At 71.0% G+C, this 16,515-nt stretch carries 12 protein-coding genes and 1 pseudogene; 3 read left to right on the top strand and 10 right to left on the bottom strand.

Annotated features, from left to right (window positions below):
* Positions 1 to 123 precede the first annotated feature (123 nt).
* The 5 genes from OG514_RS23465 to OG514_RS23445 all read right to left on the bottom strand — a co-directional run bounded on the left by OG514_RS23465 (position 124) and on the right by OG514_RS23445 (position 7,290).
* Positions 124 to 3,078 carry a hypothetical protein gene (locus tag OG514_RS23465; protein WP_266897892.1) on the bottom strand — a complete coding sequence of 985 codons (2,955 nt, stop codon included), beginning with the start codon at positions 3,076 to 3,078 and terminating at the stop codon, positions 124 to 126.
* A 41-nt stretch (positions 3,079 to 3,119) separates the two neighbouring features.
* On the bottom strand, positions 3,120 to 3,668 hold the full coding sequence (locus OG514_RS23460) for a DUF2690 domain-containing protein (protein ID WP_266897890.1): 549 nt from the start codon (positions 3,666 to 3,668) through the stop codon (positions 3,120 to 3,122).
* A 404-nt stretch (positions 3,669 to 4,072) separates the two neighbouring features.
* Complete coding sequence (locus OG514_RS23455) at positions 4,073 to 5,626, bottom strand: MFS transporter (protein WP_266897888.1); 1,554 nt, start codon at positions 5,624 to 5,626, stop codon at positions 4,073 to 4,075.
* Between the two features lie 96 nt (positions 5,627 to 5,722).
* Positions 5,723 to 6,136: a RidA family protein gene (locus OG514_RS23450; RefSeq protein WP_266897886.1), complete on the bottom strand. Its 414-nt coding sequence runs from the start codon at positions 6,134 to 6,136 to the stop codon at positions 5,723 to 5,725.
* Positions 6,133 to 7,290 (bottom strand): acyl-CoA dehydrogenase family protein, encoded by a 1,158-nt coding sequence (locus OG514_RS23445; RefSeq protein WP_266897884.1) that lies wholly within the window; start codon positions 7,288 to 7,290, stop codon positions 6,133 to 6,135. The genes OG514_RS23450 and OG514_RS23445 overlap by 4 nt, the downstream gene beginning before the upstream one ends.
* 180 nt (positions 7,291 to 7,470) lie before the next feature.
* Between OG514_RS23445 and OG514_RS23440 the strand changes: the two genes are divergently transcribed.
* Positions 7,471 to 9,093 (top strand): AMP-binding protein, encoded by a 1,623-nt coding sequence (locus OG514_RS23440; protein ID WP_266897852.1) that lies wholly within the window; start codon positions 7,471 to 7,473, stop codon positions 9,091 to 9,093.
* 59 nt (positions 9,094 to 9,152) lie between these two features.
* Complete coding sequence (locus OG514_RS23435) at positions 9,153 to 9,980, top strand: PaaX family transcriptional regulator C-terminal domain-containing protein (protein ID WP_266897850.1); 828 nt, start codon at positions 9,153 to 9,155, stop codon at positions 9,978 to 9,980.
* On the opposite strand, the gene OG514_RS23430 is transcribed toward OG514_RS23435, so the two are convergent.
* The 3 genes from OG514_RS23430 to OG514_RS23420 form a co-directional block, all read right to left on the bottom strand.
* Entirely contained in the window at positions 9,977 to 10,465 is a 489-nt protein-coding gene (locus OG514_RS23430; protein ID WP_266897848.1) for a DUF1772 domain-containing protein, read from the bottom strand. The genes OG514_RS23435 and OG514_RS23430 overlap by 4 nt on opposite strands.
* Positions 10,466 to 10,553: 88 nt before the next feature.
* Complete coding sequence (locus tag OG514_RS23425; protein ID WP_266897846.1) at positions 10,554 to 12,938, bottom strand: bifunctional salicylyl-CoA 5-hydroxylase/oxidoreductase; 2,385 nt, start codon at positions 12,936 to 12,938, stop codon at positions 10,554 to 10,556.
* Complete coding sequence (locus OG514_RS23420) at positions 12,923 to 13,750, bottom strand: enoyl-CoA hydratase family protein (RefSeq protein WP_266897844.1); 828 nt, start codon at positions 13,748 to 13,750, stop codon at positions 12,923 to 12,925. Before OG514_RS23420 ends, OG514_RS23425 begins: the two co-directional genes overlap by 16 nt.
* Positions 13,751 to 13,996: 246 nt before the next feature.
* On the opposite strand from OG514_RS23420, the gene OG514_RS23415 reads away from it, so the two are divergent.
* Positions 13,997 to 14,479 carry an ATP-binding protein gene (locus OG514_RS23415; RefSeq protein WP_266897842.1) on the top strand — a complete coding sequence of 161 codons (483 nt, stop codon included), beginning with the start codon at positions 13,997 to 13,999 and terminating at the stop codon, positions 14,477 to 14,479.
* A 15-nt stretch (positions 14,480 to 14,494) separates the two neighbouring features.
* On the opposite strand, the pseudogene OG514_RS23410 reads toward OG514_RS23415, so the two are convergent.
* Positions 14,495 to 15,258, bottom strand: a pseudogene (locus tag OG514_RS23410) (IS5 family transposase).
* Positions 15,259 to 15,364: 106 nt separating this feature from the next.
* The gene (gene argF / locus OG514_RS23405; protein ID WP_266897840.1) at positions 15,365 to 16,363 is read right to left on the bottom strand and encodes an ornithine carbamoyltransferase; all 999 of its coding nucleotides are present in this window, start codon (positions 16,361 to 16,363) and stop codon (positions 15,365 to 15,367) included.
* Positions 16,364 to 16,515 lie beyond the last annotated feature (152 nt).

Below are 16,515 nucleotides of genomic sequence, written 5' to 3'. Positions count from 1 at the left end.
CCGCGGCCTTCGGACTCCGGGACGCCGCCGTACCGGGGCTGTTGTCCCGGCTGCAGGAGACGGCTCCCGCCGTGCCGATGACGACGGTCATCAGCACGACGGGAACACGGATGGCAGCGCGGATCACAGGCCACCGTCGACGAGCGAGCACGGGCCCGGCTCCTTGTAGATGTACGGAACGAAGGCCATCGCGTCGAACACGACGTTGTCGTCTCCGGTGGCGCCCTTCTGGATGTTGTCCATCTCGATCCGGCCACCCTTCCAGAAGGTGAAGGTGCCCATCTCGAACCAGGTGTCCTTGCCCGCGCTGCGGGTCGCCTGGTTGACGTTGCAGAAGTCGGCCTTTGCGCCCGCCGTGTTCTCGCCCGGGATGAAGTCGTACCGGACGACCGCCTCCGCGGCGTGACTGGGCAGGTGGAGGTAGACCTTGTAGCGCTGGCCGGGCTGGTCCCCGGACGGCAGCTTCTTCTGGTTGACCTGCCAGCGGCCGGTGACCCGGTGGAAGGGCTGGCTGTAGTCGTAGCTGTGCGTGAAGTAGACGTGGTGGTCGTACCCGGCGCCCAGCTGGTGAAGGTCGATGTTGGCGATGTAGGGGGTCGCGCGGTAGGTGCCGTCGTTCCTCAGCGTGGTGATGTTGTCACCGGACTGGAGGGTGAACTTGCCGTCGTCGGCTCCCTCGAAGTCCCCGCAGTCGTAGGTGTCCTCGTGCTGTCCGAGGTCATCGACGATGATGGCGCTGGTGTAGGGGCCCGGGTGGCCGAAGCACGGGCCGTGACCGTACTTGCTCTGGAGGGCGGGCTCCCCGGAACCGAGCGAGTAACTGAGCTTCTCGGTACTGGAGTTGCTGGTGCTCTGCGGGCCCATCCAGTCCGCGCTGCCGCTCCAGCGGCACTGGTCGTCCCAGGTCGGGCACGGGTCGGCCGCGGACGGGTTGCACGCGTTGATGGCCGGGGTGCAGAACAGGTTCTTCGGGGCCACCTTGATGACGCCCATCGGCATGTTCGGCTCGGAGTACGACTCTTCACCGTTCCAGGTCATCTGCGGGACTTCCGCCCAGCCGAGGATCTTCTCCGAGTAGTTCCACTCGCCGGGGCGGGAGGCGTCGTTGTAGCTGTAGCGCAGGAACGGCTGCCGGTCGGCGGGGTATTCCGGGTTGATCGGGTTGTTGAAGAAGCCGACGCCGACCTTGCCGGAGGTGTAGACGCCGGAGTTGTAGCCCCACAGCGCCATGTACCAGTTCTCGATGTAGGCCGGGCTGCCGTTGTTGGCCTTCATGCCCAGGGCCTTGAGCTGGTTCCACTTCTCGGCCAGGATGCCCAGACCGGCGGCGATGTTCGCCGCGTAGTCCGTGGTGACGGCGCCGGCGCGGGTGGGGTCGAGCTGCGTGTCGTGCAGCTCGGACATGCCGGTCGTCACCTGGGCGATGCCGTAGCCGCAGTCGGCCTTGGCCCGGTTGGGGTACCCGTGGGTGCCGTTCTGGTTGCCGAGCCAGTCGGACCGGGTGACGTTGCCCGAGTCACCGTTCATGGAGTGCCAGGAGGCCTGCTTGAAGTTGGACTCCTGGGCCAGGATGCCCAGCATGACCTGCGCGGGAATGTCGCCTCCGCCGGTCAGTTCCGGCTTGGGGAACAGGCCCTGCGGGGTGTACGCGGGGAGACCGGTGTCGTGCCAGTTCTGCGGGCGCGAGATGTTCAACTGGCCGTGAACGGCCTGGTCGACCGCCCACTCGACCTGGTTCGCGCTGGCCTGGAGCGCCTGACGCTTGGGGTCGTTACGCTTGACGATGCAGGGGGTCTCCATCGTCCCGACCTTGCCCCAGACGGGCGCACCGTATCCGGACAGACACTTCGTCTCCGGGTCGCCCTCACCGCAGTTGCGCGGATCGTCGTCATCGGCCGTGATGAACGCGGCCGGGTCCATCGGCAGCGAGGAGTCCGACTGCGGCCGCTTGCGGTCCGCGTCCACGAGCTTGGTGGCCTTCGCACCGGTCTTGACTGCGGTGGCCTCGACGTTCAGGGTTCCGGCGCCCTCGGTCGACGGCGTACCGATGCGCTTGGTGATGCCCTTCATCTGCTCGGAGAACAGCGAGTTGGTCACCAGGTGACCGTGGCGGGAGATACCGGCCACCCGGCCGTCCACCGCGTGCTTGGCAAGGCCCGGGGCCTTGCTGGTGTCGATCCCCTTCACGTCACCGACGACAGCTGCGCCGTCGGCCACGGGGAGGAGCTTGACCTTCCCCTTGGGGGCGCGGCCCAGTTCGGTGAAGTTCTTGCCGTTGAAGCGGGAGATGACACTGCTCTCGCCCTGGACCGTGCCGATGTCCACGGCGCCGTTCTTCGAGGCGGTCAGCGCGAACATCGGGCCGGGCACCTTGGAGAGCTTGCGGGCGGACAGCTTCTTGCCGTTGCCCTTCAGGTCGACGAGGTTGCCGGCGAGCACGCCGACGGTGCCGTCCTTCGTGGGCGTGACGTGGGTCACGAAGCCTTCGGCCGTGCGGCGGGAGGAGACCGATCCCGTGGCCGCGTCGACCGAGATCACCGTCGTCGAGCCGACGGAGGTGTCGGTGGCCGAGCTGGAGGTGAACGCCACCTCGTCGCCCGTTCCACAGCCCGGCGAGAAGTACGCCAGTTGCACCCGGTCGGGAATCTCGGTGACCTTGCCGTCGGAGAGACGGATCACCGCGGCGAAGGCGCCGTTCCAGTACGCGCCGGGCTCGTTGGACCAGGCCGACGGGGCGTAGACGGCCGCCGCGTAGTTCCCCGAACCGGTGGTGCAGACGTAGCCCGTCCAGGGGCCGACCTCGGACAGTTCCTTGCGGTTGAGGCGGGCGATCTCGTAGAAGGAGAACCCGTCGCTCTCCTTCGCCGAGAGGATGTGCAGCCCCTCGGCGTCGCCGGTGGCCTGCACGATCGCGTCCGACGAAGCGGCGTACTCCGACCCCAGGTCCTTGCCGGGCGTGGCGAACAGGCGGGGCGTCGTGGTGTCCGCGGCGGCGGGCGCCACCGCGGGGTCCGCGGAAGCCAGCGGAACGAGGGCGACGGATGCAGCCACCACGCTCATGACCAACAGCGGGTTCATGGCGAAGTATTTTCTGAGACGTGTTTTGCGCATCATCTTCCTTACATCCAGTCCGTGCAGCGGCCGTGCTGGATCGGGAGGCTCAAGTCGACCGGCTTGTCATAGGTGACATTGGGGTCGTTGATGACGTACTTCATCGGGGCCGGGTCGAACTGGGCGTTGACGTCGTTCCAACACGCCTTCGCCGTCGTGCCCTTCCAGTTCTGCATCTTGGTGTAGGCGCCCGCCACACCGTCGCCGAGAAGGCCCGGCGAGTCGTAGAGCTGGATGCCGCCGTCGGGATCACGGGTAGCCCACAGCGTCAGGTACACGTAGTCGGGCGACGTGTCGAGATCGCGTGAGACCTTCGCCCATACCCCCTGACATTGCGGTGACCACATCAGCCGGATCGAGACCGAGCCATCCGACTCGGTGATCTGCTGCAGGATCTGGGCATCGGCATCACATCCCATCTGAATGGGGTCCTTGCCCTCACAAGAGGCGCGCCAGCAGTCGGCTGCGGCTGCCGGGGAGGCCTGAATTCCCTGAAAGGCCCCCGCCAGTAGCGTCAGCGCACCCGCTACCGGCCCCCATCTACGTATGCCTTGCACTCACATCTCCTCGGATATTCATTCCCCGTGCCGGTTCCGGCATCGGAGGGACATGCGCAGACTACGCGAACAGACGTGCGGCTAAGGGGTGTTGACCAGCCCGTTACCTGCAGCGATGCCGAAGCTGGACATCTTGTGGCAGTGCACCTCATCGGTGGTGCGTGATCACAGAGCGGGACGTGTCAGGCGGTTTTTCCGCGGCGAGCAAAAAGGTATGTACCTGCCGCAACGGCAATGCGGAGCGCCGCGGAACAATCGCTCCACATGGGGCCATTCCCGTTCACCCAAGGCCGACACATGGCTATTCGACGACTTGGGGCAGACCCTGTCGCGCACGAACGCCCGACCTTTCGGTCGGGCGTTCGTGGGCGGGGATGCGGCCGGGGAGATCCGGCCGAGGTGGTTCAGCCGCCCGGCCCCGGAATCCCGCCCTTGAGGCGTTCGATGTCGGAGGCGCGGACCTGGATCACGAAGACGGCTACCAGCGCGCCGACCACGGCGAAGATGGCCGCCGTGACGAAACCCGCGGTGACGCCGGAGGTCAGCACCTGGTCGCCCCAAGGGGCGGGCAGTTGGCCGGTCTTGGCGAACTGGGCCTTCTCCAGCGGGCCGGCCTGGGAGAGGAAGGCGGGGACCTGCTTGTCCGCCTCGTTGCGGCTGGCCGTGCCGAAGACCGTCACCAGGATCGAGAGACCCAGCGAGCCACCCACCTGCTGCATGGCGTTGAGCAGTCCGGACGCGGCACCCGACTCACGGGGTTCGACGTTCGACAGCGCCATGATGGTCAAGGAGACGAACATCAGGCCCATGCCGAGGCCGAAGACGAGGATCGGCCCGAGAATGCTGCCCAGATAGGTGGAGTCGACGTCGGTCAGGGTCAGCCACGACAGTCCCGCCGCGGCGAGCACCGAACCCGTCACCATGAAGGGCTTGGGGCCGTACCGGGGCAGCAGGTTGGACGTGAGGGCCGCGCCGACCCCGATGATCGCGCTGATCGGCAGGAACGCGAGCCCTGTCGTCAGGGGGCTGAAGCCCAGCACCTGCTGGACGAACAGGGTCAGGAAGAAGAACATCCCGAAGATGGCCGCCGCCAGGCAGAGCATGATGACGTAGGTGCCCGAGCGGTTGCGGTCGGCGAACATGTGCAGGGGCGTGATGGGTTGCTGGGAGCGCCGCTCGATCAGGATGAACGTGGCCAGGAGGACGGCCGCCGCGATGAACGAGCCGATCGTGTACGGATCGCTCCAGCCCTCCTGGGCGGCCCGGATGAACCCGTACACCAGAGCCACCATGCCGAGCGTGGAGGTGAGCGCGCCGGCCAGGTCGAAGTGGCCTGGGTGCCGCTCGGACTCCTTGACGTGTCGCGGGGTGAGGAAGGCGATGATCAGCGCGATCGGTACGTTGACGAAGAAGATCCAGCGCCAGTCGAGCCATTGGACGAGCATGCCGCCCGCGACGAGGCCGATCGCGCCGCCGCCGGCCGAGACGCCCGCGAAGACGCCGAAGGCCCGGTTGCGCTCCGGGCCTTCGTCGAACGTCGTGGTGATGAGGGAGAGCGAGGTCGGTGAGGCGATCGCGCCGCCGACGCCCTGGAGGGCGCGTGCCGCGAGGAGTTGCCACTCGCTCTGCGCGAGTCCGCAGAAGAGCGACGCCAGTCCGAAGAGCAGCACGCCGAAGATGAACACGCGCCGCCGGCCCAGGATGTCGCCGGCGCGTCCGCCCAGGAGGAGCAGGCCGCCGAAGGTCAGGGTGTAGGCGTTGACCACCCAGGACAGGCTGGTGGTGGAGAAGTCCAGCGCGGTCTGGATGTGTGGGAGCGCGATGTTCACGATGGTGATGTCGAGGACCACCATCAGCTGACACGAGGCGATCACGAACAGGGCGATGCCCTTGCCGTCTCCGCCGCTCTTGCGGGGGACGGTCGCCGTCGGTGTCTTCGGCTCGGGTGTGCTACTCATGGCTATTCATGGCGCATCACGCCCTCACTTGAGGCGCCGTGGGCCGGTCAGTCCACCTTTCGACACTAAGCCCGGCCCGCGTGGGTGACCAATTGATCAAGCGTGCGCGGGCTCGTCCAGGACCGCGAAGCCGTCCAGCTCCACCTGGGCCTGCTCGTCCCAGAGGCGTACGACTCCGATCACGGCCATCGCCGGGTAGTCACGGCCGGCCAACCGGCGCCAGATGCGCCCGAGTTCGGATGCGTGGGTGCGGTAGCCCTCGACGTCGGTGGTGTAGACGGTGACGCGGGCGAGGTCGGCCGGGGTGCCGCCGGCGTGGCGCAGGGCGGTGAGCAGATTGCCGAGCGCGGTGGTGAACTGCTCGGCGAGGGTGTCCCCCACGACGGTGCCCTCGCTGTCGAGGGCGGTCTGACCGGCGAGGAAGACGAGCCGGGTGCCGGTGGCGGTCACGGCGTGGGAGAAGCCGGTGGGCGGGGCGAGTTCGGCGGGGTTGTGCCGGTGCAGGCTCATGACGTCGGCTCCTCCTGGCTCCCGTTGACGGCGCGGCGGTGGGACGCGTACAGCTCCTTGGCGATGATCGTGCGCTGGACCTCGGTGGCCCCCTCGTAGATCCGGGGTGCGCGGACCTCTCGGTAGAGGTGTTCGAGGAGATGGCCGCGCTGCAGGGCTCGGGCGCCGTGGAGTTGGACGGCGGCGTCGACGACGTACTGGGCGGTCTCGGTGGCGAGGAGCTTGGCCATGGCGGAGCGCCGGGGCACGTCGGGATCGCCCTCGTCGTACGCGGTGGCCGCCGCGTACACGAGGAGACGGGCGGCCTCGGTACGGGTGGCCATCTCGGCGATGCGGTGCGCGACGGCCTGGAGGTCGGCGAGGTGTCCGCCGAAGGCGGGGCGGCCGGCGGTGTGGGCGAGGGCGGCGTCCAGGGCGGCCTGGGCCATGCCGACGGCGAAGGCCCCGACGCTGGGCCGGAAGAGGTTGAGGGTGTGCATGGCGACCCGGAAGCCCCGGTCGGGTTCGCCGAGCAGGTCCTCGGGGCCGACGGGGACGCCGTCGAAGGTGAGGGTGCCGAGGGCGTGCGGGGCGAGCATGTCGAGGGCCTCGCCGCCGAGACCGGGCCGGTCGGCGGGGACGAGGAAGGCGGTGACGCCCCGGGCTCCGGCGCCCGGGGTGGTGCGGGCGAAGACGGTGGCGAAGTCGGCTTCGGGGGCGTTGGAGATCCAGCGCTTCTCTCCGTGGAGGCGCCAGCCCCCTGCGCCGTCGGGACGGGCCTCAAGGGCGAGTGCGGCGGCGTCGGAGCCCGCGTCGGGCTCGGAGAGCGCGAAGGCGGCGACGGCCCGTCCCTCGGTGGCCTCGGGGAGCCAGCGGGCGCGCTGCGCGGGGGTGCCGAAGGCGGCGACGGGGTGGGTGCCGAGGCCCTGGAGGGCGAGGGCGGTCTCGGCCTCGGTGCAGGTCCGGGCGAGGGATTCGCGCAGGAGGCAGAGTTCGAGGGCGCCGGCGTCGAAGAGCCGGGCGAGGAGGCCGAGCTCGCCGAGCGCGGCGACGAGGGGGCGGTTGACCCGGCCCGGTTCGCCCTTGTCGGCGAGGGGCTTCAGGCGTTCGGCGGCGAGGGTGCGGAGCTCCGCACACCAGGTGGTCTGTTCCGGATCGAGCGAGAATGCGGGCATGTGGGCCCTCTCTGACGCCCTCGGGCGTCTTCGTCCCTGTGCCGTCCGGCGTCCCTGTGCCGTCCGGCGCCTCCGTCGGGGTGCTCGCAAGCACCCTTGTCGCGAACCGTTGACTGCCGTCACCAACACGATACGCTCGTGGGGCGACGGACGACCCCACCACGACAGGGGGACGGACTCATGGAGCTGACACCCTCGGCCCATCTCGACACGTTCGCCCGCGACCGGCTGCCCCCGCCGGACCGGTGGCCGCGTCTCCTCTTCGACCTCCCGGAGCTGGCGTACCCCGACCGGCTCAACTGCGGCGCGGAACTCCTCGACCGTACGACGGAACGATTCGGCGCCGACCGGCCCGCCTTCCACGACGGCGAGGGCGGCGTCTGGACCTACGGGGACCTCCAGGACCGGGTCGACCGCATCGCCCATGTCCTCACCTCCGACCTGCGGGTCCAGCCCGGCAACCGGGTCCTCCTCCGCGGCCCCACCACTCCCTGGCTCGCCGCCTGCTGGCTCGCCGTGATGAAGGCGGGCGCGGTCGCCGTCACCGTCCTGGCCCAGCAGCGCGCCCCCGAGCTGGCCGTGATGGCCGACGCGGCCCGCTGCACCCACGCCCTCTGCGACGTCCACACCGTCGACGAACTCCACAACGCCCGGATCCCGGGGCTCCGCATCACCACCTTCGGCGGGGAGGGACCCGACGACCTCCTCGCCCTCGCCGCCCGCCGCCCCGGCCCGTACACCGCCGTGGAGACGGCCGCCGACGACGTGGCTCTCATCGCCTTCACCTCCGGCACGACCGGGCGGCCCAAGGGCTGCGTCCACTTCCACCGGGACGTCCTGGCCGTCGCCGACACCTTCTCCGCGCACGTCCTGCGCCCGCTGCCCGACGACGTCTTCGCCGGTTCGCCGCCGCTCGCCTTCACCTTCGGCCTCGGCGGGCTCGTCGTCTTCCCCCTGCGGGCCGGGGCGAGCGCGGTCCTCCTCGAACAGGCCGGACCGAAGCAGCTGCTCGCCGCGATCGAGCGGCACCGGATCTCGGTGGTCTTCACCGCCCCCACGGCCTACCGGGTCATGCTCGACGAGCTGACCCAGGGCACCGCCCCGGACCTCGGCTCGCTGCGCCGCTGCGTCTCGGCCGGCGAGAACCTGCCGGAGGCCACCTGGAGGGCCTGGTACGCCCGCACCGGGCTGCGCCTGATCAACGGCATCGGCGCCACCGAACTCCTGCACATCTTCATCTCCGCCGCCGACGGCGACATACGCCCCGGCACCACCGGACGCCCGGTCCCCGGCTGGCAGGCCAGGATCGTCGACCACGACGGCAAGGGCGTCCCGGACGGCGAGGAGGGGCTGCTCGCCGTGCGCGGCCCGGTCGGCTGCCGCTATCTGGCCGATCCCCGCCAGTCGGAGTACGTACGCGAGGGCTGGAACGTCACGGGAGACACCTACGTCCGCGAGCCGGACGGCTACTTCCGCTATGTCTCCCGGGCCGACGACATGATCATCTCGGCCGGGTACAACATCGCGGGACCGCAGGTCGAGGAGGTCCTCCTCGACCACCCCGACGTGGTGGAGACAGCGGTGATCGGCCGCCCCGACGAGCTGCGCGGACAGGTCGTCGTGGCCTACGCGGTCGTGCGGGACGGGGTGCCACGCGACTCCGGCACGGCCGCCGCGCTGCGGGCCTTCGTCCGCGCCCGCCTCGCCCCGTACAAGTCGCCCCGCGAGATCGTCTTCCTCGACGCACTGCCGCGCACGCCCACCGGCAAACTCCAGCGCTTCCGGCTGCGCGACCCGGCGTGAGCGGGCCGCCACCCGGCACGGCCGGGCGTGACCGGAGCACCACCCTCTAAAGTGATCACGTGGCCGAGCAGCACACTCCCCGATCCCTGATCGTCTCCCTCTACGGCGCGTACGGCCGTGCGCCCGACGGGTCGCCGATGCCGGTGGCCGCGCTCATCCGGCTGCTCGCGGTCCTCGGGGTGGACGCGCCCTCGGTGCGCTCCTCGGTGTCGCGGCTCAAGCGGCGCGGACTGCTGATGCCGGGCCGGACGGCCGACGGGGCCGCCGGGTACGCGCTCTCCGACGACGCCCGCAGGCTCCTGGACGACGGCGACCGCCGCATCTACGCCCGTACCGAGCCCAAGCTCGCCGAGGGCTGGGTCCTCGCCGTCTTCTCGGTCCCCGAGGCCGAGCGGCACAAGCGGCACCTGCTGCGCTCCCGGCTCGCCCGCCTCGGCTTCGGCACGGCGGCGCCCGGCGTCTGGATCGCACCCGCACGGCTGTACGAGGAGACCCGGAACGCCCTGGAACGACTGGAGCTCTCCCCGTACGTGGACCTCTTCCGGGGCGACCACCTGGGCTACGCGGCGACGGCCGGGGCGGTGGCCCGCTGGTGGGACCTGCCGGCGATCGCCGCGCTCCACGAGGAGTTCCTCGCCGCCCACGAGCCGGTGCTACGGGCCTGGCGGACGGCCCCGGCGACCCCCGAGGACGCCTACCGGGACTATCTGCTCGCCCTGGACTCCTGGCGGCGCCTGCCGTACGCGGACCCTGTGCTCCCGGCCGAGCTCCTGCCCGACGACTGGCCGGGCCGGCGCTCGGCGGAGGTCTTCGCCGCCCTGCACGAACTGCTGCGGGACCGGGGCGGGGAGTTCGTCCGCCCGTTCCTGTCCGGGTCCGGGGACTAGTCCCCGGACCGGGTCCGCACCGACAGGGCCCGGAGGAGGCAGGCGAGGCCCACCGTGCTGAGGACCGCGCGGACGATGTTCCACGCCACCCAGGGGCCCTCGAAGGCGGCGCGGGCGGCCGAGAAATCCTTGGCGGCCGCGAGGGCGTCGTTGAGGGGCACGTTCACCGCCGAGGTGACCAGGAAGACGGCCACCGAGAGGGCGAGCGCGGCGAACATCCAGGCCCGCGCCCGGGTGGCGCGGTACTGCCAGGCCGCCACCGCCGTGAGGATCGTCGCCCCGAAGAACACGCTGAAGAACAGCGGGTTCTGGATCACGTCGTTGATGTTCCGCATCACCTCGACGTAGACCCGGTCGTCGCTGCGCGCCAGCGCCGGCATCACCGAGCAGACGTACGCGAACCACACCCCCGCGACCAGTCCGGTCGTCACCGTCGCCGCGCCGAGGACCGCCCCGGCACCCTTCCCACCCCGCTGCTGTGTCATGTCCCCATTCAAGTGCAGGGGCGGTGTCGCGGACCATGCTTGTGCGTCGCCCCCGCATACGCGGGCGTCCACGGGCCCCGGGGCGCCCTCAGCCCCTGCGGCCGGTCGGGGGTGGCCGGTTGCCCGCGCGGTACGGCGCCGGCCAGGGTGCGGCGGGGCCCTCGTAGCCCTGTTCGGCGGCCGCGTGCAGGGTCCAGTGGGGGTCGTAGAGGTGCGGGCGGGCCAGGGCGCACAGGTCCGCGCGGCCCGCCAGGAGCAGGGAGTTGACGTCGTCCCACGAGGAGATCGCGCCGACGGCGACGACGGGGACCCCGGCCTCGTTGCGAATCCGGTCGGCGTACGGGGTCTGGTAGGAGCGGCCGTAGGCGGGGGTCTCGTCGGGAACGACCTGGCCGGTGGAGACGTCGATCGCGTCGGCTCCGTGGTCCGCGAAGGCCCGGGCGATCGCGACGGCGTCCTCGTCGCTCGTACCGCCCTCGGCCCAGTCGGTGGCCGAGATGCGGACGGTCATGGGACGGTCCCGGGGCCACACCTCCCTTACCGCGTCGAAGACTTCGAGCGGGAAGCGCAGCCGGCCGTCGAGGTCTCCCCCGTACGCGTCGGTGCGGTGGTTGGTGAGCGGGGAGAGGAAGCCGGAGAGCAAGTAGCCGTGGGCACAGTGCAGTTCGAGCAGGTCGAAGCCGGAGCGGGCCGCGCGCCCGGCGGCGGCCGTGAACTCCTCGCGTACGGCGGTGAGTCCGGCACGGTCGAGGGCGCGGGGGGTCTGGTTGACGCCGGGCCGGTACGGGAGGGGCGAGGCGGCGACGAGGGGCCAGTTGCCCTCGGGCAGGGGCTGGTCGATGCCCTCCCACATGCGCCGGGTGGAGCCCTTGCGGCCGGAGTGGCCGAGCTGCACGCCGAGCGCGGTGCCGGGTGCCTGCGCGTGGACGAAGGCGGCGATACGGGCCCAGGCGGCGGCCTGTTCGTCGGTCCACAGGCCGGTGCAGCCGGGGGTGATGCGGCCCTCGGGGCTCACGCAGACCATCTCGGTCATCACGAGTCCGGGGCCGCCGAGGGCCCTGGACCCCAGGTGGACGAGGTGGAAGTCGCCGGGGACGCCGTCCTCGGCGACGTACATGTCCATGGGTGAGACGACGATCCGGTTGCGCAGGGTCAGTTCCCTGAGCCGGAACGGGGTGAACATGGGCGGAGTGCCGGGCGGGCAGCCGAAGTCGCGTTCGACGGTGGCGGTGAACGCCGGGTCGCGGAGCCGCAGGTTGGCATGGGTGACGCGGCGGCTTCGGGTGAGCAGGTCGAAGGCGAACCGGCGGGGCGGCCGGTCGACATGGCCCGCGAGCTCCTCGAACCACTGGAGGCTGGCGGTGGCCGCGCGCTGGGTGGACTCGACGACGGGGCGGCGCTCGGCCTCGTAGGCGGCGAGGGCTTCGTCGGGGGCGGGGTGGTCGCGGAGGCTGTGGGCCAGGGCCAGGGCGTCCTCGACGGCCAGTTTGGTGCCGGAGCCGATGGAGAAGTGCGCGGTGTGGGCGGCGTCGCCGATGAGCACGGTGTTGCCGTACGACCAGCGCTCGTTGACGACCGTGCGGAACGCGGTCCAGGCGGAGTGGTGGGAGCGCAGTTCCCGGCCGCCCAGCGCCTCGGCGAAGATCTTGGCGCAGCGGGCGGTGGATTCGGCCTCGTCGAGTTCGTCGAACCCGGCCGCCCGCCAGACCTCCTCGCGCATCTCGACGATGGCGGTGGAGGCGCCGGCCTCGTAGGGGTAGGCGTGCAGCTGCATCACGCCGTACTCGGTCTCGGCGGTCTCGAAGCGGAAGGCGTCGAAGGCGAAGTCCGCGGCGAGCCAGATGTAGCGGCAGCGGTGGATGGTGATCCGGGGGCGGAAGTGCCCTGCGTGGGCCTCGCGGGTGCGACTGTGGACGCCGTCGGCGGCGACGACCAGGTCGTGGCCGGCGGCGAGGACGTCGGCGGGCGGGGCCTCGGTGCGGAAGCGGAGCCGTACGCCCAGGTCGGTGCAGCGGGCGTGCAGGATCTCCAGGAGCCGGCGGCGGCCGAGGGCGGCGAAGCCGTGGCCGGTGGAGGTGGTGCGGTGGCCCCGGTGGACGACGTCGATGTCGTCCCAGCGGACGAGGTCGCGGCCCAGGACCTCGTAGACGACGGGGTCGGCGTCCCGGATGCCGCCGAGGGTCTCGTCGGAGAGGACGACGCCGAAGCCGAAGGTGTCGGAGGGCGCGTTCCGCTCGTAGACGGTGACCTCGCGGGCGGGGTCGAGGCGCTTGAGGAGGGCGGCGGCGTAGAGCCCGCCGGGACCGCCGCCGACCACGGCGACACGGGAGAGGGCTGGGCCGCTGCCTCGGCCGGTACCGACGCCCTGGCCGGCGCCGGGACTCTGGCCCGCGCCGACACCCTGGCCGGTGCCGACGGCCTGACCCGTGCCGACACCCCGGCCGGGGCCCGGCATCGTCAGCACCCCCGCCATTTCGGGGGCCGCTTCTCCGTGAAGGCGGCGTGGAACTCGGCGTAGTCCGCGCCGTTCATGAGGAGGGCCTGGGTGGCCGCGTCCAGTTCGATCGAGGCGGCGAGCGGCATGTCGAGCTCCGAGGTGAGCAGCGCCTTGGTCTGGGCGAGGGCCAGGGCCGGGCCGTCGGCGAGGCGGCGGGCCAGCTCGGCGGCCCGCTCCCCCGCACGGCCCTCCTCGGTGAGTTCGGAGAGCAGGCCGATGCGCTCGGCCTCGGGGGCCAGGACGGGCTCGCCCAGCATGAGGAGCCGGGTGGCGTGGCCGAGGCCGACGACCCGGGGCAGCAGATACGCCGCGCCCATGTCGCCGCCGGAGAGTCCGACCCGGGTGAAGAGGAACGCGAAGCGGGTGGTGGGGTCGGCGATCCGGAAGTCGGCGGCGAGCGCCAGGACGGCCCCGGCGCCCGCGGCGACGCCGTGGAGGGCGGCCACGACCGGAAAGGGGCACTCGCGTAGGGCCCGGACGACCTGGCCGGTCATCCGGTTGAAGTCGAGGAGCTGGGCGGTGTCGAGGGAGAGCGTGGCGCCGATGATCTCGTCGACGTCGCCGCCGGAGCAGAACCCGCGGCCCTCGCCGTCGAGGACGAGCGCGCGGACGGACCGCTCGCGGGAGAGCTCGGCGAGGAGGTCGCGCAGATCGGCGTAGGCGCCGAAGGTGAGGGCGTTGAGTTTCGCGGGGCGGGCCAGCGTGACGGTGGCGACGCCCCGGTCGATGTCGAGGCGCAGGTGCTGCCAGCGTGGCGTGCGGGGCGTGGAGCCGGTAAAGGGGCTCATCCGGAACGGCCTCCTTCCTCCATTTGGAGGGTATCACTCAGTTGTGACCATCGTCACGACTCCGCGATAAAGGAGGTGTGGGGGTGGACTGCCCAAGGCCCCCGGCAGTCGGTGACCGAGGTCCCTACCCCTCAGGTAGGGGTGCCTCTGGAGAAATAATTTGCACCTCGTAAGGTTGAAACCAGGACGTCTCGGGATGCCTCCACCCCACTCGCCCACCCCCACTCGGTGAAGGGAGCCTGCCCCATGCCCGATGCCACCGGACCCGCAGCGAACGGACCGCCCGCCGCCGCCTGGCGGGTCCAGCTGCCTCACACGACCGCCGCGGTGCCGATCGCCCGCGCCCTCATCCGTACCGCCCTCACCGACCTCGACCTCGCCCCCGAGGCCGCCGACCGCCCCGACAGCGACACGGCGGAACTACTCACCGCCGAGCTGGTCGCCAACGCCGTCGAGCACACCGCGGGCCGCGGCCCCATCGAGCTGGTCGTCGAACTGCTCGCCACGCCCGGCGGCTGCCAGATCGAGGTCCACGACTCCGAGCCCGCCCGCCCCGGTGAGCTCGTCTGCCCCGACCCGGGGACCGAGGTCGACCCCTGGCAGGAGCACGGCCGGGGCCTGCTCCTCATCCGGGCGCTCAGCAGCGACTGCGGGCACCGCCCCACCGCGCACGGCAAGGCGGTCTGGTTCACGCTCCCGGGGATACCGGCGCAGCGGACTCGGCCCTAGGGGGTGTCCGGAAAGTCATGGGAGCCAGAGCCGTAGGCAGGCGAGGGTGACCATGGCCTGGAAGTGGGCGGCGCGTTTGTCGTAGCGGGTGGCCAGGGCCCGGTTCTGCTTGAGCAAGCTGAAGCAGCGCTCGACCACGTTGCGCCGCCGGTAGGCGGCCTTGTCGAGGCGACAAAGGCTTTCGCCGCGGCGGATGCGTCCGTTGATCTGGTCGATCCGCTCCGGGATCGTGCAGGCGATCCCGCGCCTGCGCAGGTAGGCGCGGATCTTGCGGGCCGAGTAACCCTTGTCGGCGACGACGCGTCCGGGCCGGGTCCGGGGCCGTCCCGGCCCCGGCCGGGCGACCTTGATCCGGTCCATGACCGGCTCGAACTGCGTGCAGTCGTTCACATTCCCACCGGTCAGCGTGAACGCCAGCGGCCGGCCCTGTCCGTCGCAGGCCAGGTGGATTTTGCTGGTCAGCCCGCCGCGTGACCGGCCGAGGGCTTCCCCTTCCCAGGGCCCCCTTTTCGGGCGCCGGCCGCGTGCTGGTGGGCTCGCACCGTCGTGGAGTCGACGCAGACGATCGTCCAGTCGACCTGACCGACGGCGTCGGAGTGCTGCTGGACGTGGGCCAGGAGGCGGTCCCAGGTGCCGTCGGCCGACCAGTGCCGGAAGCGTTCGTAGACCGTCTTCCACGGGCCGTAACGCTCGGGCAGGTCCCGCCAGGCGGCCCCGGTGGACAACTTCCACAGGATCCCGTTCACCACCTGGCGCCGGTCCCGCACCGGCCGGCCCATCCGGCCCGGCGCCAGCAAAGGAGCGATCAACGCCCACGACTCATCCGTCAGTTCATGTCGACGCACCACGAACAGAGCAACGAGCGATCGACTTTACGGACACGGCCTAGGCCATCGTGGCGACCAGGACCGCCTTGATCGTGTGCATCCGGTTCTCCGCCTCGTCGAAGACGACCGAGTGCGCCGACTCGAAGACCTCGTCGGAGACCTCCAGCTCGGTCAGGCCGTGCCGGGCGTGGATGTCCCGCCCGACGGCCGTACCCAGGTCGTGGAAGGCCGGCAGGCAGTGCAGGAACTTGACGTCGGCGTTCCCGGTGGCGCGCAGCACGTCCATGGTCACGGAGTACGGGGCGAGGGCGGCGATCCGCTCGTCCCAGACCTCCTTGGGCTCCCCCATGGAGACCCAGACGTCGGTGGCCACGAAGTCGGCGCCCCGGACCCCCTCCGCCACGTCCTCGACGAGGGTGACGGTGGCGCCGCTGGTCTCGGCGAGCTCGCGGGCGGCGGCGACGACGTCCTCGGCCGGCCAGTACGCCCGCGGAGCGACGATCCGTACGTCCATGCCGAGGAGGGCGCCGGTGACCAGGTAGGAGTTGCCCATGTTGAAGCGGGCGTCGCCGAGGTAGGCGAAGGTGATCGCGTCGAGCGGCTTGTCCGTGTGCTCGGTCATGGTGAGGACGTCGGCGAGCATCTGGGTGGGGTGCCAGTCGTCGGTGAGCCCGTTGAAGACGGGGACGCCCGCGAAGGCGGCGAGCTCCTCGACCACGGTCTGGCCGTCGCCCCGGTACTCGATGCCGTCGAACATCCGGCCGAGGACGCGGGCGGTGTCCTTGACCGACTCCTTGTGGCCCATCTGGGAGCCGGAAGGGTCCAGGTAGGTGGTGGAGGCGCCCTGGTCGGCGGCGGCGACCTCGAAGGCGCAGCGGGTGCGGGTCGAGGTCTTCTCGAAGATGAGCGCGATGTTCCTGCCACGCAGCCGCTGAACCTCGGCGCCGGCCTTCTTGGCCGCCTTGAGCTCGGCGGCGAGCTCGATCAGGCCGCGGAACTCCTCGGCGGTGAAGTCCAGCTCCTTGAGGAAGTGGCGGCCGATGAGGTCTGTGGCCATGGGACGCGCTCCTGTGGGTACGTGTCGAGGGGACGGCGATCGGGGGGATCGGCGATCGGGGACCCTGGAAGTCTATACGCACTTCAACATTTATATACAGCCCCCTCCGCGTCCCGGCCGACACCGCCAGACCGGCGGGCCTGCGCAGCGAG

The sequence above is a fragment of the Streptomyces sp. NBC_00572 genome (genome assembly GCF_026341815.1).
Classification (GTDB): domain Bacteria; phylum Actinomycetota; class Actinomycetes; order Streptomycetales; family Streptomycetaceae; genus Streptomyces.
This window is presented reverse-complemented; position numbering and strand designations above follow the sequence as displayed.

Coding starts and splice junctions, on each gene's coding strand:
- OG514_RS23420 (WP_266897844.1), bottom strand. CDS start 13,750: ATGAGCCCCTTTACCGGCTCCACGCCCCGCACGCCACGCTGGCAGCAC.
- OG514_RS23465 (WP_266897892.1), bottom strand. CDS start 3,078: ATGAACCCGCTGTTGGTCATGAGCGTGGTGGCTGCATCCGTCGCCCTC.
- OG514_RS23455 (WP_266897888.1), bottom strand. CDS start 5,626: ATGAGTAGCACACCCGAGCCGAAGACACCGACGGCGACCGTCCCCCGC.
- OG514_RS23430 (WP_266897848.1), bottom strand. CDS start 10,465: ATGACACAGCAGCGGGGTGGGAAGGGTGCCGGGGCGGTCCTCGGCGCG.
- argF (WP_266897840.1), bottom strand. CDS start 16,363: ATGGCCACAGACCTCATCGGCCGCCACTTCCTCAAGGAGCTGGACTTC.
- OG514_RS23425 (WP_266897846.1), bottom strand. CDS start 12,938: ATGGCGGGGGTGCTGACGATGCCGGGCCCCGGCCGGGGTGTCGGCACG.
- OG514_RS23445 (WP_266897884.1), bottom strand. CDS start 7,290: ATGCCCGCATTCTCGCTCGATCCGGAACAGACCACCTGGTGTGCGGAG.
- OG514_RS23415 (WP_266897842.1), top strand. CDS start 13,997: ATGCCCGATGCCACCGGACCCGCAGCGAACGGACCGCCCGCCGCCGCC.
- OG514_RS23450 (WP_266897886.1), bottom strand. CDS start 6,136: ATGAGCCTGCACCGGCACAACCCCGCCGAACTCGCCCCGCCCACCGGC.
- OG514_RS23440 (WP_266897852.1), top strand. CDS start 7,471: ATGGAGCTGACACCCTCGGCCCATCTCGACACGTTCGCCCGCGACCGG.